The sequence below is a fragment of the Nocardioides islandensis genome (assembly GCF_015352455.1).
GTDB classification, from domain to species: Bacteria; Actinomycetota; Actinomycetes; order Propionibacteriales; family Nocardioidaceae; genus Nocardioides; species Nocardioides islandensis.
The window spans coordinates 43,535-64,373 of the sequence record NZ_JADKPN010000008.1; the positions used below are offsets into that span (position 1 = coordinate 43,535).

A 20,839-nucleotide genomic window follows, 5' to 3' on the forward strand; every position below is an offset into this window, starting at 1 on the left:
GCCGGGGCAACGACCGCCGCTCTCGTCAGGACGACGAGAGCAGCCCCCGGATGACCCGTAGGCCGACCGACATGCGGGCCAGGTCGCCGGTCTCGTCGGCACAGATGTCCTCCAGCGTCGACGCCGCCCGGGAGACCAGCAGCGAGTCGCCCTCCTCCCAGGTGGCGATGCGCGCCGGGGCCGACTCGTCGCCGCCCGTGGCGCGGAACACCTGGGCGGTGAGGTGGGCGTGCACGGTGTACACGTCGTCGCGCAGTGCTGCACGGGCCATCGTCTGCCAGCGGTCGTCGCGGGGCAGCGCCAGGATCTTGCCGACCAGCATCGGCAGCCCGAGCCGCTCGGCGAGCGCGAAGTGCACCCGGGTCACCTCGATCGGGTCCAGCCCCTCGCGGTCGGCGATCTCGAGGACGAACAGCAGCTGGTACGCCGGGTGCAGGACCGCCACCCGGGTGGCGAGGTCATCGGGGACCTGGCCGGCCTCGACGAACAGCCGCTTGCGGGCCTCGAAGGCGTCCAGCTCGCGGCCGGTGAGCAGCATCGGCAGCTCGGCCATCACCGCCTGGATGCGGTCGCGGAAGAACTCGACGGTGGCCTGGCTGTCCAGCGGTGGCCGGCGGTTGGTGACCAGCCAGCGCGAGGCCCGCTCGACCAGGGTGCGCATCTCGATCCGCATGCGCGTCTGCACCGCGGCCTCGAGCACGTTGTCGTAGGAGGCGAGCTCCTGGCGGAACGGCAGCGACCCGAAGATCTCGCGCGCCACGAAGTTCGCCCGGGTCAGCTCGGCCGGGCCGGCGCCGGTCTCGCCCTGGAGGCGCGGCCAGTACGTCAGGCCGGCCCCGTTCACCAGGTCGTTGACGACCTGCGTCACGATGATCTCCCGGCGCAGCGGGTGGTCGGCGACCTGCTGGACGAAGCCCTCCTGGATGTCGTGCGGGAAGTACGCCGTGAGGTCGACCTGGCAGTACGGGTCGTCCGGCAGGTCGGAGGCGAGCAGCTCCTCGGCGAGCACGATCTTGGTCCAGGCGAGCAGCACCGAGAGCTCCGGGACCGACAGACCCTCCTCGCGCTCGAGCATCCGGCGTACCGCGCGGCTGCTCGGCAGCCCCTCGAGCTCGCGGTTGAGGACCCCGCGCTTCTCCAGCTGGCGCATCCAGTCCTCGTGCACGTGCAGCAGCGACGGCGCGTTGGCGGCGGCGTTGGCCAGGGCGAGGTTCTGCTCGTAGTTGTCGCGCAGCACGAGCGCGGCGACCTCGTCGGTCATCTGCGCCAGCAGGGCGTTGCGCTGCTTCTCGGTCTGGTCGCCGGCCGCGACGACGCGGTCGAGCAGGATCTTGATGTTCACCTCGTGGTCGGAGGTGTCCACACCTGCGGAGTTGTCGATGAAGTCGGTGTTGATGCGGCCGCCACGCTCGGCGTACTCGATCCGGCCGAGCTGGGTGAGGCCGAGGTTGCCGCCCTCGCCGACGCACTGCGCGCGCAGGTCACGGCCGTTGACGCGGATCTGGTCGTTGGCCTTGTCGCCGGCCTCGGCGTTGGTCTCGCCCTCCGCCTTGACGTAGGTGCCGATGCCGCCGTTCCAGAGCAGGTCCACCGGCGCCTTGAGGACCGCCTTCATCAGCTCGGCCGGCGTCATGGTCTGCACCGACTCGTCGATGCCCAGCGCCTTCTTCATCTGCGGGGTCACCTTGATCGCCTTGAGCGAGCGCGGGAACACCCCGCCGCCCTCGGAGATCAGCTCCTTGTCGTAGTCCTGCCACGAGGAACGCGGGAGCGCGAAGAGACGCTGCCGCTCGGCGAACGACGTCGCCGCGTCGGGGTTCGGGTCGACGAAGATGTCGCGGTGGTCGAACGCCGCCAGCAGGCGGGTGTGCTCCGAGCACAGCATGCCGTTGCCGAACACGTCGCCGGACATGTCGCCGATGCCGACCGCCGTGAAGTCCTCGGTCTGGCAGTCGACGCCGCGCTCGCGGAAGTGGCGGCGCACCGACACCCACGCGCCGCGGGCGGTGATGCCCATCGCCTTGTGGTCGTAGCCGACCGAGCCGCCGCTGGCGAACGCGTCGCCCAGCCAGAAGCCGTAGTCCTTCGCCACGCCGTTGGCGATGTCGCTGAACGTCGCGGTGCCCTTGTCGGCGGCCACCACGAGGTACGAGTCGTCCCCGTCGTGGCGCACCACGCCGACCGGCGGGACGGTCTCGCCCTCGACCAGGTTGTCGGTGATGTCGAGCAGACCGGAGATGAACGTCCGGTAGCAGGCCACGCCCTCGGCCAGCCACGCCTCGCGGTCACTGGGGTCGGGCAGCTGCTTGCAGAAGAACCCGCCCTTGGCGCCGACCGGCACGATCACGGTGTTCTTGACCATCTGCGCCTTGACCAGGCCGAGCACCTCGGTCCGGAAGTCGTCGCGGCGGTCCGACCACCGCAGGCCACCGCGGGCGACCGCGCCGAAGCGCAGGTGCACGCCCTCGACGCGCGGTGAGTACACGAAGATCTCGAACCGCGGCCGGGGCTCGGGGAGGTCCGGGATCGCCGACGGCTCCATCTTGAAGCTCATGTACTGGTGCAGGCCGCCGCGCCCGTCGGACTGGAAGTAGTTGGTGCGCAGCGTGGCCTTGATGTGCGTCAGATAGGACCGCAGGATCCGGTCGTGGTCGAGGCTGGCCACGTCGTCCAGCGCGCGCTTGATGCGCTCCTCGAGCTCGTCCACGCGCGCCGTCCGCGCCTCGGCGTTCGCGTCGAGGCCGTTCTTGCCCGGGTCGAAGCGCGCCTCGAACAGCTGCCAGAGCAGCCGCGCGATGTCGGTGTTGCCGCGCAGGGCCGCCTCGATGTAGTCGACGGCGAACGGCGAGTTGCCCTGCTTCATGTACTTCGCGTACGCGCGCAGCACGGTCGCCTGCCGCCAGGTCAGCCCGGCCGCCAGCACCAGGGCGTTGAACCCGTCGATCTCGTTGTAGCCCTCCCAGACCGCGCGGATGGCGTCCTGGAACAGTCCGCGCACGTCGTCGGGCAGGCCGGGCGGGTAGTGCAGCCCGAACTCGTAGACGAACGTCGGGCGGGTCATGTCGTCGAGCTCGTAGGGCCGCTCGTCGAGCACCTCGACCCCCATCGAGGACAGCATCGGCAGCACCTGCGACAGCGACAGCCGGCTGCCGACGCGGAACACCTTGAGCCGGGCCTCGCCGCGGCCGGCGTCCAGCGGGGAGAACAGCGAGAGGTCGAGGCCGTTGCCGGTGGCCGGGTCGGTCTCGATCGACTCCAGCCGGCCGACGTCCAGCGCCGCGGTGGTGGCCGAGAAGTCCTCCTTGTACGCCTCCGGGAACGAGTCGGCGTACGTGCGCGCGAGTCGCGAGCCCTTGTCCTCGCCGTACTCGGACACGGTCGCGGTGATGAAGTCGTCGCGCCAGGAGCGAGAGGCCTCGGTGAACGTGCGCTCGAGGTCGGCCGGGTCGACCTCGGGGATCTCCGCGCCGAGCGGCGGGTGCACCACGAAGTGCACGCGCGCGGTCGTGGACTCGCTCATCTTCACGTTGAACTCGACGTTCTCGCCGTGGAAGCGGTCCTTCAGGATCTGCGAGAAGCGCTCGCGCACGGCCGTGTTGTAGCGGTCGCGCGGGAGGTAGCAGAGCACCGAGACGTAGCGGCCGTAGGTCTCGCGGCGGACGAACACCCGCAGCTGGCGGCGCCCGACGGTCTGCAGCACGCCCTGCGTCACCTCGGCCAGCTCGTCGGCCGGGGTGTGGAAGATCTCGTCGCGCGGGTAGGTCTCGAGGGTGTCCATCAGGCTCTTGCCGGCATGGCTGCGCGGCTCGACGCCGATGCGCTGGAGGACCTCGGACGCCTTCTCGCGCAGCAGCGGGATGCGGGTGATGGACTCGGTGTACGCCGCGCTGGACAGCAGTCCGAGGAAGCGCCGCTCGCCGGTGACCTCGCCCTGCTCGTCGAACGTCTTCACGCCGACGTAGTCGAGGTACGCCGGGCGGTGCACGGTCGAGCGGGAGTTGGCCTTCGACAGCACGAGCAGGGTCTTCTCGCGCGCCTTGGCCTTCGCGGCCGCGGGCAGCTTGGCGAAGCCCTTGGACTGGTCCTGGTCGGCGCGCAGGATGCCGAGACCGGTGCCGGGCACCGCGCGCAGGATCTCGTCGTCGCCCTCGCGCTCGAGGTGGTACTCGCGGTAGCCGAGGAACGCGAAGTGGTCGTCGGCGAGCCATTGGAGGAAGGCACGGCCGAGGTCGATCTCGTCGTCGTCGAGCGGCGGCGGGTCGTCGGTCAGCTGGTCGACGATCTCCAGCGCCTGGGCGCGCATCTTGTCCCAGTCCTCGACCGACTCGCGTACCTCGCGCAGCACCCGCTGGAGCGACTCCTCGATCTCGTGCGGGTTCTCGTCGGCGCCGAGCCGGCTGATCTCGATGTGCATCCACGACTCGCGGACCGCCTCGCCCTCGGCCGGGCGGGTCTCGTCCTTGATCGGCCGCACGCTCTGGAGCACGCCGGTGATGTCGCGGACGACGTCGAACTGCGGGTGGATGACCAGGTGGATCTCGCGCTGCTGACGGGCCAGCTCCATGGTCACCGAGTCGACGAGGAAGGACATGTCGTCGGTGACGATCTCCACGACGGAGTGACCGCCGGCCGACCAGCCGTTGTCGGCGTGGTTCGGGGTGAACACGTGCACGTTGGCCCGGCCCTGCGGGCGGTTGTCGGCGAGCCGGAAGTGGGAGGCGAGGGCGCCGTACAGGTCGACGTCGCTGCGCTCGGAGAGGTCGTCGGCCGCGATGTGGCGGAAGTACGGCTTGATCAGCGCGCCGACCTCGTCGGCCGGCGGCCCGCCGCTCGCCTTGCGGCTCATGGCCAGCTGGGTGGCTCGGTCGAGCAGCTCGGACAACTTGCGTTCGGTCGCCGTTGACACGACACGAGCCTACGACCCTGGCGTCCCCCGTGGTGCATCGCCAGGATGTCCCCATGAAGTCGGTCTCCGTAGAGCTGCGCTACCCCGGTCGCAGGGTCGAGGAGGTGCGCGCCATGCTGGCCGACCCGGCCTTCCGGGACGCCGTCTGCGCCTACCAGCACGTCGAGGACTCCTCGGTCAGCATCGAGGAGTACGACGACGGGTCGATGACCGTCGACCTCGACCGCACGTACGGCACGGCGCTCGTCCCGTCGTTCGCCCGCAAGTTCGTCGGCGCCACCATCGACCTGGTCCAGCGCGAGGAGTGGACCTCCCCGACCGAGGCCTCGTTCGACGTCTCCATCCCCGGCAAGCCGGGCGAGATGACCGGCTCCGCGAAGCTGGTGCAGCAAGGCGCCGACGCCGTCGAGACCGTGACCATGGACGTCCGCGTCGCCATCCCGCTCATCGGCGGCAGGCTCGAGGACCTGGTCGCCGGCCTCCTCAAGGACGCCTTCCGCGCCGAGAACAAGGTCGGCCTCAAGTGGCTCGCCGGCGAGTGGCGCGTCTAGTTCCGCCTCCGGCGGGGGTTGTCTGTGGTTGTCGTTCTTTGATCGCCTGCGGCGGGCTTCGGGACCGTGGTCGCCGGCGGCTGCACGAGAAGATCCCGCCGCCTACCCACTCGTCGCTCGTCCCTCACGACGAGCCGCCAGACCCACCACGGCGGCGGGACCTCCTCGCTCCGCCGCTCGCGGTCCGGTCACGGGAGGGTAGGGGTAAAGCCACCACCTGCTGCGGTGACCCGCCCGGCATGGTTGAGGTAACCCCACCTCGCGCGCAGACCGCCCACGGGTCGTGGGCGTGGGACGGTGACCCGGGCCTGCCCTCCGGGGGCTAAAAGGGCTTGGCCGCGGCGCGCGCCGGCGGTCGCAAGCACAGGACCACGCCGTGCGTGCGACGCGCCGCCCCTGTCCCCCGGAGGGCAGGACCGGGGCGCCGGCCGACGAACCGCAACCCAAGCCCGCCGCAGGCAAAAGCCCGCCGCAGGCGACCCGAGAACCGCAACCCAAGCCCGCCGCAGGCGGAATCTCACCCCATGTAGGGGTACTTCCAGTCCTTCGGGGGCACGAAGGTCTCCTTGATGGAGCGCGGGGACGTCCAGCGGAGCAGGTTCACCGCGGCGCCGGCCTTGTCGTTCGTACCCGAGGCGCGGGCGCCGCCGAAGGGCTGCTGGCCGACGACGGCGCCGGTGGGCTTGTCGTTGATGTAGAAGTTGCCGGCGGCGAAGCGGAGGTCGCGGCGGGCGTCGGCGATGGCCTGGCGGTCCTGGGCGATGATCGAGCCGGTGAGGGCGTACGGCGCGAACGACTCCATCTGGGTGAGCACGCGCTCGTAGCGCGCGTCGTCGTACACGTGGACGGCCAGGATCGGGCCGAAGTACTCGGTGTTGAACATCTGGTCGGTCGGGTCGCTCGAGGTGACGATCGTCGGCCGCACGAAGTACCCGACCGAGTCGTCGGTCTGGCCGCCGGCGAGGAGCGTGAGGTGGTTGTTGCGGCGTACGCGGGCGATCGCGGCCTTGTGCTTGGCGAACGCGCGGTCGTCGATGACCGCGCCCATGAAGTTCGAGAAGTCGGTGACGTCGCCCATCGTGATCGACTCGGTCTGCGCCACCAGGTCGTCCTTGATGCGGTTCCACACCGAGCGCGGCACGTACGCGCGGGACGCAGCCGAGCACTTCTGGCCCTGGAACTCGAACGCGCCGCGGATCATCGCCACCCGGAGCACGTCCGGGTCGGCGCTCGGGTGGGCGACGATGAAGTCCTTGCCGCCGGTCTCGCCCACGATGCGCGGGTAGGAGCGGTACGACGTCAGGTTCTCGCCGACCGTGCGCCACAGGTGCTGGAAGGTCGGCGTCGACCCGGTGAAGTGGATGCCGGCCAGGTCCGGGTGCGCGAGCGCCACCTTCGAGACGTCGATGCCGTCGCCGGGCAGCATGTTGATGACGCCGGGCGGCATGCCGGCCTCCTCGAGGAGGTCCATCGTCAGCGAGGCCGCGAGCTGCTGGGTGGGCGACGGCTTCCAGATGACCGTGTTGCCCATCAGCGCGGGCGCGGTGGGCAGGTTGCCGGCGATCGCGGTGAAGTTGAACGGCGTGATCGCGTAGACGAAGCCCTCGAGCGGGCGGTGGTCGGTCTGGTTCCAGATGCCCTTGCTGTTGGCGATCGGCTGGTCCTCGAGGATCTGCCGCGCGTAGTGGACGTTGAACCGCCAGAAGTCGATCAGCTCGCAGGCCGCGTCGATCTCGGCCTGGAACGCCGTCTTCGACTGGCCGAGCATGGTCGCGGCGTTCAGGACCTGGCGCCAGGGGCCGGCCAGCAGGTCGGCGGCCTTGAGCAGGATCGCGGCGCGGTCCTCGAACGCCATCGCGCGCCAGGCCGGCGCGGCCGCGGTCGCCGCCTTGATCGCGGCCTCCGCGTCGCGGGTCGTGGCGCCCTTGAACGTGCCGAGCACGTGCTGGTGGTCGTGGGGCTGGACGACCTTGGTCTCGGGGCCGCCGCCGGCTCGCTTGCGGCCGTTGATGTACGCGCGCAGGTTGTGCTGGAGCCGCTCCAGCCGACCGAGCTCGGCCAGCAGCTCCTCCCGCTCGGGGGTACCGGGGGCGTAGGTCAGGTTCGGTTCGTTGACCGGCGCCGGAGGGGTGGTGATCGCGTCCATGCCAGAGCTCATGTCCGCGATGTTGCCAGATGGGTTGTCAGACGATCCCGTCGGTGAGCGAGTCGAGCTCCTGCGCCGCGTACCACGCCAGGTCGTCGTCCGGCTCCGCGTCGTCGGCGGTGTCGGCGTGCACGGCGACCAGCTCGGAGCCGCCGGCCTCGAACACGGCCACGACCCGGCGCCGCTGCCCGTCGGGAAGTCCGGCCACCCGCCCGGCCGAGAGGTCGGCGGCCGTCATCAGCGCGGCGTACTCGTCCTCCTCCGACTCGCTCTCCGCGAGCACCACGTCGTCGTCCGGGACGACAGCGGCGAGGGCGGGCAGGGTCGTCGGCTGGTACCGGCGCATCAGCGGCCCTTCTTCTTGCGGCTGCGCCGGCCCCGGGGCGCCTTGGTCCGGCCGCCGATGGTGTCCAGCAGCTCGGTCAGCGCCTCGGGCACGCTCTGGGCGAGCACCTCGGCGTCGGGCACGCGGTCGTAGTCGGCGGTGATGCCGTAGAAGACCTGGCCGTCGTACGACGTCACGCCGATCGCCAGGGCGTGGCCGGGCAGCAGCGGGTGGACGGGGTACGTCTCGACCATCCGCGCCCCGGCGGCGTAGAGCGGCGACTGCGGGCCGGGCACGTTGGTCACCGACAGCTGGAAGCCACGGCGCACCTCGTCGGCGGCGACCCGGGCGCCGATCGCGTGGAACGTCGACGGCGCGAACCCGGCGATCCCCGCCAGCCGGTTGGCGGCGACGGCCCGGCCGGTGTCCTTGTGCGCCTGGAACTGGTAGGAGACCTGGTGCAGCCGCACCACCGGGCTGGCCTCGCCGACCGGCAGGTCCACGAGGTAGGGCTCGATCGGGCTGCCGAGCGAGGTGTTCTCGAGCTCGCGGTCGCGCACCGAGACCGGGACGACGGTGCGGATGCTGCGGACCCCGCTCATCGACTCCGACCGCCCGAGCAGCCAGCCACGGAGCGCGCCGGTGACCGTCGCGAGGATGGCGTCGTTGACGGTGCCGCCGTGCTCGCGCCGGACCTCGAGGTAGTCGCGCAGGTCCGTGCGCACCGTGACGATCCGGCGCTGCTGCGAGAGGTGGCCGCCGAGCGTGCTGTTCGCGGGACGGCGGTTGGTGAGCGCGCCGGCGACCTGGCCCAGCCGGCCGGCGACCGACTCGGCGGCCCGCCAGGCGGAGTCCAGCGAGGCCCGGGCGGTGTCGACGACGGTCGACGGGTCGGTGACGGCGTCCTGAACCGCCCCGGCCACCAGGCCGGCCGGGCTCGGCGCGGACAGCGGGTGCCAGTCGTCCTGGTGGAACGGCCGCGGCTCGGCGGTGCGGTCGAGCAGCACCTGGGCGAGGTCGACGGTGTGCACGCCGTCGACCAGCACCTCGTGCGCCTTGGAGAGCAGCGCCAGTCGCCCGCCCTCGAGGCCCTCGACGAGGTACACCTCCCACAGCGGGCGGTGCCGGTCCAGCGGCCGCGCGACGATGCGGCCCACCAGCTCGAAGAGCTGCTCGGGCGAGCCCGGCCGCGGCAGTGCCGAGCGGCGTACGTGGTAGCCGATGTCGAAGTCCGGGTCGTCGACCCAGACGGGGTTGGCCAGGCGCCCGGGGACGGGCGCGAGCCGCTGCCGGTACCTCGGCACGAAGGAGATCCGGTCCGCCACCAGCTCGACGAGGCGGGCATAGTCGAACCCGGACTCGCCGGGTTCGAAGACCTCGACCGTCGCGTTGTGCCGCGGCGTGGTCGGCGACTCCCCCGCCAGGACGGCGAGGTCGCGGGCGCGCAGCCGCTCGCTCATCGCGTCTCCTCGGGTGGATCTGTCGGGGTGCATCACGGGGCTCTCAGGGTCGCGTGCGATTCTGGCACGCGTCCCCGTCCGGAACAGAGCCGCAGGAGCCGAGCACCGTTGATCGTCCCCGGAGGCTTCGCCGAGCACGGCATCGGCGGCGCGAAGGACCTGCCCCTCCCGCCCGAGCTGGCGATCGTCGGGGCGGTGGCCGCGCTGGCCGTCTCGTTCGGCGTGCTGGCACTGGCGTGGCGCGAGCCGCGGTACGACGGCAAGCCGGACGGCCCGGTCCGCGGCCGGCCGGCTCCCGGGTGGCTGTCCGCGGTCGTCGCCTCCTCCGGGTGGCACGTCGCGATGCGCACGATCGGCCTGCTCTTCTTCGGGTTCGGCGCGTTCGCGGCGGTGTTCGGGCAGGACCTGCTGACCAACCCGGTCTTCGGGATGTTCTACGTGTGGTGGTGGGTCGGCCTGCCGGTGGCCTCCCTGCTGCTCGGCCCGGTGTGGCGCGCGGTCAGCCCGGTCCGCACCATCAACGCGCTGGTCGCCCGGGTGTCCGGAGGCGACCCCGAGCGCGGCGTCTTCGCGTACTCGCCCCGGGCCGGGTACTGGCCGGCCGCCCTGGGCCTGCTGGCGTTCGTCTGGATCGAGCTCGTCTACACGCACGGCACCGAGCTCGGCCCGGTCCGGCTCTGGTGTGCCCTGTACGTCGCGGTGATGCTGATCGGCGGCACCCTGTTCGGCAACACCTTCTACGAGCACGCCGACCCCTTCGAGGTGTACTCCACCCTCGTCTCGAAGCTGTCCGTGTGGGCGCAGGACGCGGACCGCACGCTGCTGGTGCGCAGCCCGCTGGCCAACCTCTCGACCGTCGAGCCCAAGCCCGGGCTGGTGGCGGTGGTGGCCACGCTGTTCGGCAGCACGGCGTTCGACTCGTTCCGCGACTCCACGCCCTGGGTGAAGTTCATCCAGTCCAGCGACACCTCGTCGTACCTGCTCAACAACCTGGCGCTGGTCGGCTTCTGCGTCGCCGTCGGCCTGGTGTTCGTCGCCGGGACGACCTCGACCGGCGTGGAGCCCGGCACGCGTCGGCTGGCGCTCCCCGACCAGTTCGCGCACTCGATCGTGCCGATCGTGGCGGGGTACATCGTGGCGCACTACCTGAGCTACCTCGTCGAGGTCGGCCAGCAGACGCTCATCCAGGCCAGCGACCCGCTCTCGGACGGCAGCAACTGGTTCGGCACCGCCGGGTGGAGCGTCAGCTACTGGATCTCCTACCACCCCACCGGCCTGGCCACGACCAAGGTGCTGGCCGTCGTGCTCGGCCACGTCGTCGGCGTGGTCGCGGCGCACGACCGGGCACTCACCCTGCTCCCCGCCAGGCACCGCATCACCGGCCAGCTCCCCCTGCTGCTCGCGATGGTGGCGTTCACGATCGGCGGGTTGTACCTGCTGTTCGCGGCGTAGTTCCGCCTGCGGCGGGCTTGGGTTGCGGTTCTCGGTTCGCCTGCGGCGGGCTTCGGGACCGGGGTCGCCGGCGGCTGCACGAGAAGATCCCGCCGCCGGCGGTCCGGTCACGGGAGGGTGGTGGAAGAGCCACCACCTGCTGCGGTGACCCGCCCGGGTGCACTGACATCCATCAACCTCGCGCGGACCCCCCACCACGGTGACCTCGGCCAGTCCGGCGGAGCGGGGGAAGCCCGCCGGTCTTGGTGGGCTTGGCAGGCCCTCGTGAGGGACGAGCGAGGGCGGGAGTGGACCGGCGGGCTTTCTCCGCGCAGCCGGCCCGGCCACAGACCACCAAGCCCGCCGCAGGCGAACCGAGAACCGCAACCCCAGGCAACCCCGCCGCAGGGGGATCCACCCGTCACCGCACCCGCCGACGACGACCACGCCCGGGGGCCACCATGACGGTGTCGGGCGCCAGCGCGTCGACCACGTCGGAGAGGGCGCGCCGCAACGGCGAGTCCCCGACCTCGGCGAGGGTGCGTCCGGCGACGAGCGCACGGTCCACCGTGGGCCGGTCGTCGGGCAGGAAGTGCAGGCCGGACAGCCGGGTGAAGCCCTCGACCATGCCGGTGATGTCCTTCTCCGACCAGCCGAGCGAGGGCCGCATCCGGTTGACGACCACCCGCACGGGCGCGCGGGACGTCACGTCGCGCACGTCGACGAGCGCCCGGGCCAGCCGGCTCAGGCCGACCGGGTCGGCGGACCCGACCACGACGACCTCGTCGGCCTCCGCGACCGCCGCGATCGTGAGCTGGTTGCGGGGTGCTCGGGCACCGAGGTCGGCGGCGGGGTCGGCCTCCAGGCTGAAGCCGGTGTCCACCACGACGTCGCCGTGGGCCGCGGCGACCTCGAGCAGGTGCTCCATCACGCCGCGCCGTACCTCGACCCAACGGTCGGCGCGCGGCAGGCCGGTCACCACGGTCAGGTGCTCGCCCATGGCCCGCTGGACGGTTCCGAAGCGGGCCTCGAGGGCGCCCGTGCCCGCGAGCCGCGCGGCGGACAGCAGGCCGGAGACCTCGTCGAGGACGCCGAGCTGCTGCGCGACCGCGCCGCCGTAGGGGTCGGCGTCGACGAGCGTCGTACGCCGCCCGCGAGCGGCGAGCTCGGCGGCGAGCGCGATCGCCACCGTCGTCCGCCCCGGCGCGCCCGCCGGTCCCCACACCGCGACCACGCGGCCCGCACCACCGGGTGCGGGCCGCTCGGGCTCGAGCGGGTCCGGCACGACGGTGTCCTCGTCGGCCGCGGGCTCGGATGCCCGGAGGGCGACGGGCAGTGCCTCCAGGTCGTGGTCCGGGACGACCTGGGTGATGCCGAGGCGCGCGGCCCGCAGGGCGTGCTGCTCCCCCGGCCCGTCGGGTACGACGGCCACCGGGCGGACCTGGAAGCGACGCAGGTGGTCGACCGCGTCGAGGTCCAGCCCGGGAGCCTCGAGGGCCACGACCGCCACGTCGGCCTGGCCGGAGGAGGCGGCGGCCAGCAGGTCGGCGACGTCGACGCAGCGACGCAGCACGACCAGGCCGGGCTCGCGCTCGAGCCGCGCCAGCGCCGCCGACTCCCAGGCCGCGCCGCTCGCGAGGACGAGGAGGACGACCACGAGGTCAGCCCCGCCGGACGATCGTGACCGTCGCCCCGTCGCTGGCCCCGAGCGCCTGGAAGAACGCTCCCGCGTCGTCGTCCCGGACCCCGAGCACGAGCTGGCGCTCGTCGGTGGCGCCGAAGCCCTCGTCGACCGAGGAGGCGTCCACGACGGTGACGTCCTGCAGGACGGGGGTGCCGTCGCAGGCGCTGTGACACTGACCGCCGGCCGTCGGCACGAGGTAGACGTCGACGACCGAGCCGGCCGCGACCGAGGGAGGCACCTGCCGGGCGTCGACCGCGATCGGCACCTGGAGCAGGCCGTCGTCGCCGGCCGCGCCGACCGCGGCGCGTGGCAGCAGCTCGCCCGCGCCGACGCCCCGGAGGAGCTGGACGTCGGACGGCAGCACCTCGTCGGCGGCGAAGTAGCGGTCGAGGTCGGCCGCCTCGGTGAACCGCACCTGCCGCGCCACCAGGTCCTCGGCGGTGACGGTGTCGCCCGCGCCCATGTCGCCGGCCACCGCCCAGACGCTGACCGAGTCGTCGGCGGCGGCCAGCAGCCGCGAGCCGGCCACGATCGACGCCGCGACGATGAGGATGCCGACCCACAGGCGCGGGTCGCGCCAGCCGGTTCGCGTGGCCCGGACGGCCGGGGCGACCCCGGACCCGGACGTGCCGGAGAGAGCGGAGCTCCCGAGATTCCTGCTCACGCGCCCATCATGCACGCGGTCCGCGCGACCGCCCAGGGCTTCATCCACAGGCACCTGGGGTTGCGCCGCGGGCCGGACCGGGGATGCGACGATGACCCGCATGGCCGACAAGCACGGGGTGGGGCCGCGCTTCCTGACCCTGACCGACGTGGCCGAGGTGCTCAACACCTCGAGCGCGCAGGTCTACGCCCTCGTGCGCCGCCACGAGCTCAAGGCCATCAAGATCGGCGGCCGCGGGCAGTGGCGGGTGGAGACGACCGAGCTGGAGGCCTACATCCAGCAGGCGTACGCCGACACGAAGACCTTCATCGACGAGCACCCGTTCGAGGAGGCCGAGGAACCGGTCGACGAGCCGGTCGACGAGACCTGAGTCAGCCGACCTCGGAGCCCAGCGTCACGGTCAGCGTCATCTCGTCGTCCCCGCGGGTGAGCCGGAGGTCGACGTCCTCGCCCGGCTGGTGCGAGCGGATGGCCACGATCAGCGCGATCCCGTCGGTGACGCGGACCCCGTCGATCTCGGTGACCACGTCGCCCTTCTGGAGCCCGGCCTGGTCGGCCGGGGTGTCGGGCAGCACCTCGCTGATCTCCGCGCCCTCGCCGGTGTCGGTGCCGCCGGTGACGACCTTGGCCCCGATCACGGGGTAGCGCGCCTCGCCGGTGCGCAGGATCTGGTCGGCGGTCACCTTGACCTGCTCGATCGGGATCGCGAACCCGACGCCGATGTTGCCGGCCTCGCCCTGGGTGGCGCCGCCGGTGGTGGCGATGGCGGAGTTGACCCCGACCACCTGGCCCTGGAGGTTGACCAGGGGGCCGCCGGAGTTGCCGGGGTTGATGGCCGCGTCGGTCTGCACGGCGTTGATGTACGACGACTGGTTGCCGGCGTCGCCGGTGGTCACCGGCCGGTTCAGCGCGCTGACGATGCCGGCGGTGACCGTCGAGCTCAGGCCGAGCGGCGAGCCGAACGCGACGACCGAGTCGCCGACGTGCAGCACCTGCGAGGCGCCCAGGGCGGCCGGCGGCAGATCGGGGCCCTGCTCGACGAAGAGCACGGCGAGGTCGTAGGTGGGGCTGCGGCCGACCACCGTGGCGTCGTACCGGTTGCCGTCCTGGTCGACGACCTCGATCGGTCCGTCGTTCTCGGCGGCGTCGGCGACCACGTGGTTGTTGGTGATGAAGTGGCCCTCGCCGTCGAGCACGAAGCCGGAGCCGGTCGCGCCGTCGGCCTGGCCCTGGTACTCCGCCAGGATCTGCACCGTGCTCGGCAGGACCTCCTGGGCGACCGCGGCCACCGAGCCGTTCTGCACGGGCAGCGGCGCCTCGGACCGGGCGCCCGCCTGTTGCAGCCCGCCGGAGAAGCGGCCCCCGCTGTCGTGGTCGGCGGTCAGCCGGTCGTACGCCGCGCCGCCGACCGCTCCGGCGATCCCGCCGACCACCAGGGCCAGCGCGACGACGGCCGGCCAGATCCACCGGGAGACCCGGCGGCCGTGGCCGCGGTGTGACGTGGGGTGGGCGTACGCCGGCAGCGGCTGCGTCAGCGGCGTGCCCGGCGCAGGGTAGGTCTGCTGCTGCCAGGGCGGTGGTGGCTGGTGCGTCGGTGGCAGCCAGGACGCCCGGTCACCCGTCTGCTCACCGGACCGGCCGATCGGCGCGGTGTCCTCCCAGCTCGAGGACCAGTCCGAGGATCCGTCGGGGGGCCTGTCCGTCACCCCCCTAGTGTCCCCGATGCGTGTTAGCGGCGCCGGGAGAGGGTCGCCTCGACGTGGGCGCGCGTGACGCTGGCCGGACTCACGAGGGTCGTGCCCGGGTTGCTTGCCGGCGGGCGCCGGTCGATCGACGGCGCGTTGGCGGGCGCGGCCCCGAGGGCCAGCACACCGAGAACGGCAGCCCCGGCGGCGCCGCCGCCGATCGCGACCAGGCTGCCCCGGCGCGGCTTGGCGCTCAGGGCCAGGAGGGCGTCACCAGGGGTGAGCCCCGCCTGCGCGCCCATCAGGGCGTCCTTGAGGCGTTCCGAGGCGCAGCCGTCGCCACCCAAGGACAGGGTGGACAGCCGGGTCTTCACCCAGCCCTCGCGCTCGACGAGGTCACGGCAGAAGTGGCAGGAGTGGACGTGCGCCCACGCGCGCTCCTCCTCCTCCGCGGGCAGCTGCCCGTCGAGGAGCGCGCTGACGCGCGTGCCGAGGTGGCCCCCGATCATGCCCAACCCCCTGCCGGCCCTGCCGCAGGGACGACGCCCGGCGCCGTCGGGCCTGCGTACCGCTCCCTCCCGGCCGAGGGCGCGCGGTGGGCGAGGGCCTCGCGCAGCATCGCGCGGCCGCGGTGGATGCGCGAGCGGACGGTGCCCAGCTTGGCGTCCATGATGTCGGCGATCTCCTGGTAGGAGAGGCCCTCGACGTCACAGAGCACGACGGCCGCGCGGAACTCCGGCGGCAGGCTGGCCAGGGCGAGCTCGACATCGTCGTCGAAGGTGCGGTCGGCGTACGCCGCGTCGGGCGACGCGCTCGCGCTGGTCAGCCGTTCGGCACGCTCGTCGGACAGGGCGTCGAAGCGGATGCGTTGCTTGCGGCGCGCCTGGTCGAGGAACAGGTTCGTGGTGATGCGGTGCAGCCAGCCCTCGAAGGTGCCGGGCTGGTAGGTGGACAGGCTGCGGAACACCCGGACGAAGACCTCCTGGGTGAGGTCCTCGGCGTCGTGGCGGTTGCCGGTGAGGCGGTAGGACAGCCGGAAGACACGGTCCGAGTGGCGCTCGACAATCTCGTCCCACGTGGGGACGGCGTCGACCGTGTCCTCCACGGAAGTCACCTCACGCCTGCGTTGTCCGAACAGCTTCTGTCACTCCTCAACGTAGGGACCGGTCCTGAGAGGAACCTGATCGTCAGCCCAAGTATCCCTGTCTCTCTTGCCGGGACAACGATCCACCGGGGCACGGTGTTCCCAGCCGGCCGCGGGGGTCCTCGCGCAGTAGGGTCGCGCCATGGCGACGAGTCCTCCCAAGCCGGCGACCTGGACCTACTCCGAGGCCTTCGTGCCCGAGGACGAGGTGCTCGCCAACGCCCGCGCCCGGGCCGAGGAGGTCGGGGCCGTCGCGATCGGGTCGGGCGGTGGCGCGGCCCTCCGGTTCCTGGCCTCGGTGCTCGACGCCCGGGCCGTCGTCGAGATCGGCACCGGGGCCGGCGTCTCCGGCGTCTGGCTGCTGCGCGGCATGCGCAGCGACGGCGTGCTGACCACGGTCGACATCGAGGCCGAGCACCAGCGGCTGGCGCGGGAGTCCTACACCGAGGCCGGCATCGCGCCGCAGCGGGTCCGCACCATCGCCGGCGCCGCCCTGGACGTGCTCCCGCGGCTGACCGACGCGCACTACGACATCGTGTTCTGCGACGGCGACAAGGTCGAGTACGCCGCGTACCTCAAGGAGGCCCTGCGCCTGCTGCGTCCCGGCGGCGTGGTCGCCTTCGACAACGCGCTGTGGCACGACCGGGTGGCCGACCCCGCCCAGCGCGACGAGGAGACGGTCGCGATCCGCGACCTCGGCCGCGCCGTCGCCGAGCACGAGCAGCTCGTGCCTCTGCTGCTGCCTGTCGGGGACGGGCTGCTGCTGGCGAAGAAGGAGTGGGCCCCCGAAGACGTCCAGTAGGACGTTCAGTAGCTCGGCGCGGCCAGGAACCCTTCGCCGCCCTCGGCGACGGCGACGACCTCGCACGGCTCGATGAGGACCGGCGCGGAGCCGATGATCTGCGAGCCCGGGGCCTCCGCGGCGGTCGCGCTGAAGGTCTCCTGGAACTCCGCGCGCGCCTCGTCGGTGGCGAAGACGTAGCAGCCCTCGAACCACTCCCCCGGCCGCATCCGCCAGGTCTTGAACCGCAGGCCCGCCTGGCCGGAGAAGCGGGCGTGCGAGGTCTCGGCGACGTACGCCGCGAGCTTCTCCTCCACGCCGTCCTCGGCGGCGGCGAGGGACCAGCGGACGGTGAGTCCCATCTCGTGACCGGCCATCACGCGATCCCCTCCAGGGGGTCGGGCTGGCCGAGCCAGGACAGCAGGGCGCGGGCGCCGAAGCCGGTGGGGCCGGCCGTCCACTCGAAGCTCTCCTCCGGGGCGTCGCCGACCGAGGCGATGTCGAGGTGGGCCCACGGGACCTTGCCGGTGAAGTGCTGGAGGAAGAGGGCGGCCGTGATGGACCCGGCGCCGCCGGCGGCGTTGTCGGCGTCGGCGATCTTGGACGCGAGCTTGTCCTCGTAGTCGCGCACCAGCGGGAACCGCCACAGCGGCTCGCCGGACGCCTCGCCGGCCTCGAAGATCGCGGAGGCCAGCGCCTCGTTGTTGGCGAAGTACCCGGCGATCTGCTGGCCCAGCGCGACCTTCATCGAACCGGTCAGCGTGGCGACGTCGACCATCGCGACCGGGTCGAGCTTGTCGACGGCGTACGCCAGGGCGTCGGCCATCACCAGGCGGCCCTCGGCGTCGGTGTTGGTCACCTCGCTGGTGCGGCCGCCGTAGTGGCGCAGCACGTCGCCGGGGCGCATCGAGTCGGCGCCCACGGCGTTCTCGGCGGCGGCGACCAGCCCGGTGACCTTGACCGGGCAGTCGACCGCGGCCAGGGCGCCGAGCACGGACATGACGACCCCGCCGCCGGTCATGTCGCGCTTCATGGTGGTCATGGAGTCGGCCGGCTTGATGGACAGGCCGCCGGAGTCGAACGTGATGCCCTTGCCGACGAGCACGACGCGCGGGGTCTTCGACGAGGCCCCCTCGGGCGTGTAGTCAAGCCGGATCAGGCACGACGGCTGGTCGGAGCCGCGGCCGACGCCGAGGATGCCGCCGAAGCCCTCCTTGGCCAGCTTCGCCTCGTCCCAGACCGTGACCTTCAGGCCGGTGTCGTCGCCGAGGGTGCGGGCCTGCTCGGCCATCCACTCCGGGCTCTTCAGGTTGGCTGGAACGGTCGCCAGCACGCGGGCCCGCCAGCCGGCGCCGCCGATCGCGACGGCGCGGCGGAGCGCGGCCTCGGTCGGGTCGTCGGCCTCGGTGTCGGCCAGCACCACGGTCGGGACCGGGTGGTGCTGCGGACCGTGCGAGCGCCAGTGGAAGCCGAAGGAGCCGAGCATCGCGCCGACCACGAACGGCTCCAGCGCCTCGACGCCGCCGACGCTGGCGATGCTGCTCGCCACACCCTGACGGTCCTGGGCGGCCCTGGCCATCGCGGCCCCGGCGCGACGGAAGTCGGCGGGCCGCTGGTCGCCGACGCCGACGAGCAGCACCAGGGTGAGGTCCGGGTTCTCCGGCGTACCGCCGGGAACGGCGACCGCGGTGACCTCGCCGGCCTTCCCGGTCGCCGAGGCGACCTCGCAGGCGCCGAGCAGGTCGGCGCCGGTGCCGGCGCTGATCTGGTCGGCCCCGGGCCCGAGGAGGACGTCACCGTCCTCGACGCTCGAGGGGAGCACGGGCAGCGCCACCACGTCCACGCCCGTGAGGACGTGCGGCAGCGCACCGCTCAAGGCGAACTGGGGGGGAGATACCTGAGGTGGGAGGGAAAGCGTCGTCGGTCGACCGTTTGCCTGGGCCACGGGGCTCAGCCGACGACGTCCTTGAGGGCATCGCCGAGAGCGCCGGCCTCCTCGGCGTTCAGCTCGACGACCAGGCGGCCGCCACCTTCGAGCGGGACACGCATGACGATGCCGCGTCCTTCCTTGGTGACTTCCAGCGGACCGTCACCCGTCCGCGGCTTCATTGCCGCCATCCGGCACCTCTTCCTGACGTTTGCTCCCAGGGGACGCTTCTGCGCCGCAGTCATTATCCCCCATGGGCGTGCGCAGGTGTGATTCCTCCGCCCGGGGTGGTCAGGCAGACTCGGCGCATGCACGCGCGCTCGGCGTTGTTCGACGTGTTCGGGGACCACCTCCGAGCACGCGGCGACCAGGCACCCATCGCGTCGCTGGTCCGGCTGCTCGCCCCCGTCGGCATCGGCGCGCCGGCTGTGCGGACCGCCGTGTCGCGGATGGTCGCCCAGGGCTGGCTGGCCCCGGTAACGCTGCCGGCGGGACCGGGGTACCGCGCGACGGACCAGGCCGTGCAGCGGTTCGCCGACACCGCGGACCGCATCTACCGCAGGGGTACGCCGCCCTGGGACGGCCGCTGGCGGCTGGCGTTCGTCGACGCCCCGCGCGACCGGTCCGCTCGAACCCGCCTGCGTGACGAGCTCGGTTTCCTCGGGCTGGCCGAGTACGCGCCGGGTGTCTGGGTCGGGCCTTGGCACCGCGAGGACCTGCGGCCGACGGTGGAGCGCGCCGGCGGCTCGCTGCGCACGGCGGTGGCGGAGACCTTCGAGGTCGACCCGGCGGGTACGTGGGACCTGCCGGCCCTCGCCGCGGCGTACTCCTCGTGGACCGCGGACGCCGACCGGCTCGTCGTGACCGAGCTCGACCGGCACGGCGACGACGACGAGGCGATGTTCGCGGCGCGGTTCCACCTCGTGCACGAGTGGCGCAAGTTCCTCTTCTCCGACCCGGGACTGCCCGCCGAGCTGCTGCCCGAGCGTTGGCCGGGCCGGGTGGCCGAGGAGCTGTTCCACGACGAGGCGACCCGGCTCGAGCCCGGGGCCACGAGGTTCGTGCTGCGCTGCCTTGCGGCAGGATCGTCGGCATGAATACCCCACGACACCGCGCGGTGACTCGCTTCGCTCGTGATCGGCACGCTGCCGCGGGGACCCCAAAGGCATGAGCGAGCCTGTGCTTCTCGACGTCGCCGACGGCGTCGCCACGATCACGTTCAACCGGCCCGACGCGATGAACAGCCTCGACGTCGCCACCAAGGAAGCCCTGCTGGACGCCGTCCGGTCGGTCGCCGACGACCCGGCCGCACGCTGCGTCGTGCTCACCGGCACCGGCCGCGCGTTCTGCGTCGGCCAGGACCTCAAGCAGCACATCGAGATCCTCCAGTCGGAGTCCTCCGACCAGCTGTTCCGCACCGTCGACGAGCACTACAACCCGATCGTGTCCACCCTGGCCGGGATGGCCAAGCCGGTCGTCGCCGCCGTGAACGGCGTCGCCGCCGGAGCCGGCGCGTCGCTCGCCTTCGCCTGCGACCTGCGCATCGTGGCCGACACCGCCGGCTTCAACCTGGCCTTCGCCGGCGTCGCGCTCTCCTGCGACACCGGCTCCTCGTTCACGCTGCAGCGGCTGGTCGGCCCGGCTCGCGCGATCGAGCTGATGTACCAGCCGCGCACCATCAAGGCCGACGAGGCGCTCGCCCTCGGCCTGGCCACCCGCGTCGTCCCCGCCTCGGACCTGGCCGCCGAGGTGGCCGCCCTTGCCGCGTCCCTGGCCGCCGGCCCCACCGTCGCCCTCGGCGCCATCCGCCGCTCGATCGCGTACGCCGCCGGCCACACCTTCGACGAGGCGCTCGCCTTCGAGTCGGAGATGATGACCCTCACCGGCTCCACCGCCGACCACGCCGCCGCCGTCCACGCCTTCGTGAACAAGGAGAAGCCGGTCTTCGAGGGCCGGTGATCCGTCGAGTTGCGCCTCCGGTACCCGCGAGTTGCGCGTCCGGTACCCGCGAGTTGCGCCTCCGGTACCCGCGAGTTGCAACTCGACCGTGCCGCAGGCGCAACTCGACCGTGCCGCAGGCGCAACTCGACCGTGCCGCAGGCGCAACTCGACCGTGCCGCAGGCGCAACTCGACC

18 protein-coding genes are annotated in these 20,839 nt (G+C 72.5%); 6 read left to right on the plus strand and 12 right to left on the minus strand.

The window, feature by feature from the left end:
* Positions 1-25: 25 nt before the first annotated feature.
* On the minus strand, positions 26-4,906 hold the full coding sequence (locus ISU07_RS13800; protein ID WP_323742608.1) for an NAD-glutamate dehydrogenase: 4,881 nt from the start codon (positions 4,904-4,906) through the stop codon (positions 26-28).
* Positions 4,907-4,959: 53 nt separating this feature from the next.
* Here ISU07_RS13800 and ISU07_RS13805 point away from each other — a divergent pair, with 53 nt between their 5' ends.
* Positions 4,960-5,457, plus strand: coding sequence for a DUF2505 domain-containing protein (locus tag ISU07_RS13805; protein WP_194707391.1), 498 nt, complete (start codon positions 4,960-4,962; stop codon positions 5,455-5,457).
* Positions 5,458-5,974: 517 nt separating this feature from the next.
* Here ISU07_RS13805 and pruA read toward each other — a convergent pair.
* From pruA to ISU07_RS13820, 3 genes are read right to left on the minus strand one after another with little or no spacing between them, the layout of a single operon-like run.
* Positions 5,975-7,615 carry an L-glutamate gamma-semialdehyde dehydrogenase gene (gene pruA / locus ISU07_RS13810; protein WP_228521898.1) on the minus strand — a complete coding sequence of 547 codons (1,641 nt, stop codon included), beginning with the start codon at positions 7,613-7,615 and terminating at the stop codon, positions 5,975-5,977.
* Positions 7,616-7,640: 25 nt separating this feature from the next.
* Positions 7,641-7,949, minus strand: coding sequence for a hypothetical protein (locus ISU07_RS13815; RefSeq protein ID WP_194707392.1), 309 nt, complete (start codon positions 7,947-7,949; stop codon positions 7,641-7,643).
* Positions 7,949-9,388, minus strand: a complete 1,440-nt coding sequence (locus ISU07_RS13820; protein WP_194707393.1) for a WS/DGAT/MGAT family O-acyltransferase — start codon at positions 9,386-9,388, stop codon at positions 7,949-7,951. The genes ISU07_RS13815 and ISU07_RS13820 overlap by 1 nt, the downstream gene beginning before the upstream one ends.
* Positions 9,389-9,496: 108 nt before the next feature.
* On the opposite strand from ISU07_RS13820, the gene ISU07_RS13825 reads away from it, so the two are divergent.
* Complete coding sequence (locus ISU07_RS13825; RefSeq protein WP_194707394.1) at positions 9,497-10,840, plus strand: hypothetical protein; 1,344 nt, start codon at positions 9,497-9,499, stop codon at positions 10,838-10,840.
* A gap of 400 nt (positions 10,841-11,240) precedes the next feature.
* On the opposite strand, the gene ISU07_RS13830 is transcribed toward ISU07_RS13825, so the two are convergent.
* Both ISU07_RS13830 and ISU07_RS13835 read right to left on the minus strand, forming a co-directional pair.
* Positions 11,241-12,476, minus strand: a complete 1,236-nt coding sequence (locus ISU07_RS13830; protein WP_194707395.1) for an AAA family ATPase — start codon at positions 12,474-12,476, stop codon at positions 11,241-11,243.
* Between the two features lie 4 nt (positions 12,477-12,480).
* Complete coding sequence (locus tag ISU07_RS13835; RefSeq protein ID WP_194707396.1) at positions 12,481-13,167, minus strand: hypothetical protein; 687 nt, start codon at positions 13,165-13,167, stop codon at positions 12,481-12,483.
* Positions 13,168-13,267: 100 nt separating this feature from the next.
* On the opposite strand from ISU07_RS13835, the gene ISU07_RS13840 reads away from it, so the two are divergent.
* Positions 13,268-13,537 carry a helix-turn-helix domain-containing protein gene (locus tag ISU07_RS13840; protein WP_194707397.1) on the plus strand — a complete coding sequence of 90 codons (270 nt, stop codon included), beginning with the start codon at positions 13,268-13,270 and terminating at the stop codon, positions 13,535-13,537.
* Between the two features lies 1 nt (position 13,538).
* On the opposite strand, the gene ISU07_RS13845 is transcribed toward ISU07_RS13840, so the two are convergent.
* The 3 genes from ISU07_RS13845 to sigE are packed head-to-tail and all read right to left on the minus strand — an operon-like array spanning position 13,539 to position 15,957.
* Complete coding sequence (locus ISU07_RS13845; protein ID WP_194707398.1) at positions 13,539-14,873, minus strand: S1C family serine protease; 1,335 nt, start codon at positions 14,871-14,873, stop codon at positions 13,539-13,541.
* Positions 14,874-14,896: 23 nt separating this feature from the next.
* On the minus strand, positions 14,897-15,361 hold the full coding sequence (locus tag ISU07_RS13850) for an anti-sigma factor (RefSeq protein ID WP_194707399.1): 465 nt from the start codon (positions 15,359-15,361) through the stop codon (positions 14,897-14,899).
* Positions 15,358-15,957 (minus strand): RNA polymerase sigma factor SigE, encoded by a 600-nt coding sequence (sigE, locus tag ISU07_RS13855; RefSeq protein ID WP_323742609.1) that lies wholly within the window; start codon positions 15,955-15,957, stop codon positions 15,358-15,360. Before sigE ends, ISU07_RS13850 begins: the two co-directional genes overlap by 4 nt.
* A 181-nt stretch (positions 15,958-16,138) precedes the next feature.
* Between sigE and ISU07_RS13860 the strand changes: the two genes are divergently transcribed.
* A complete protein-coding gene (locus tag ISU07_RS13860; protein ID WP_194707400.1) occupies positions 16,139-16,798 on the plus strand; it encodes an O-methyltransferase in 660 nt (219 codons plus the stop codon).
* Between the two features lie 5 nt (positions 16,799-16,803).
* Here ISU07_RS13860 and ISU07_RS13865 read toward each other — a convergent pair whose 3' ends face one another.
* The 3 genes from ISU07_RS13865 to ISU07_RS13875 all read right to left on the minus strand — a co-directional run bounded on the left by ISU07_RS13865 (position 16,804) and on the right by ISU07_RS13875 (position 18,895).
* Entirely contained in the window at positions 16,804-17,154 is a 351-nt protein-coding gene (locus ISU07_RS13865; protein ID WP_228521899.1) for a hypothetical protein, read from the minus strand.
* Positions 17,154-18,653: a leucyl aminopeptidase family protein gene (locus tag ISU07_RS13870; protein WP_228521900.1), complete on the minus strand. Its 1,500-nt coding sequence runs from the start codon at positions 18,651-18,653 to the stop codon at positions 17,154-17,156. The genes ISU07_RS13865 and ISU07_RS13870 overlap by 1 nt, the downstream gene beginning before the upstream one ends.
* Positions 18,654-18,727: 74 nt before the next feature.
* Entirely contained in the window at positions 18,728-18,895 is a 168-nt protein-coding gene (locus ISU07_RS13875; protein WP_082574674.1) for a DUF3117 domain-containing protein, read from the minus strand.
* A 117-nt stretch (positions 18,896-19,012) separates the two neighbouring features.
* Between ISU07_RS13875 and ISU07_RS13880 the strand changes: the two genes are divergently transcribed.
* Positions 19,013-19,801: a PaaX family transcriptional regulator gene (locus ISU07_RS13880; RefSeq protein ID WP_194707402.1), complete on the plus strand. Its 789-nt coding sequence runs from the start codon at positions 19,013-19,015 to the stop codon at positions 19,799-19,801.
* A 70-nt stretch (positions 19,802-19,871) separates the two neighbouring features.
* Positions 19,872-20,663, plus strand: coding sequence for an enoyl-CoA hydratase-related protein (locus ISU07_RS13885; RefSeq protein WP_194707403.1), 792 nt, complete (start codon positions 19,872-19,874; stop codon positions 20,661-20,663).
* Positions 20,664-20,839 lie beyond the last annotated feature (176 nt).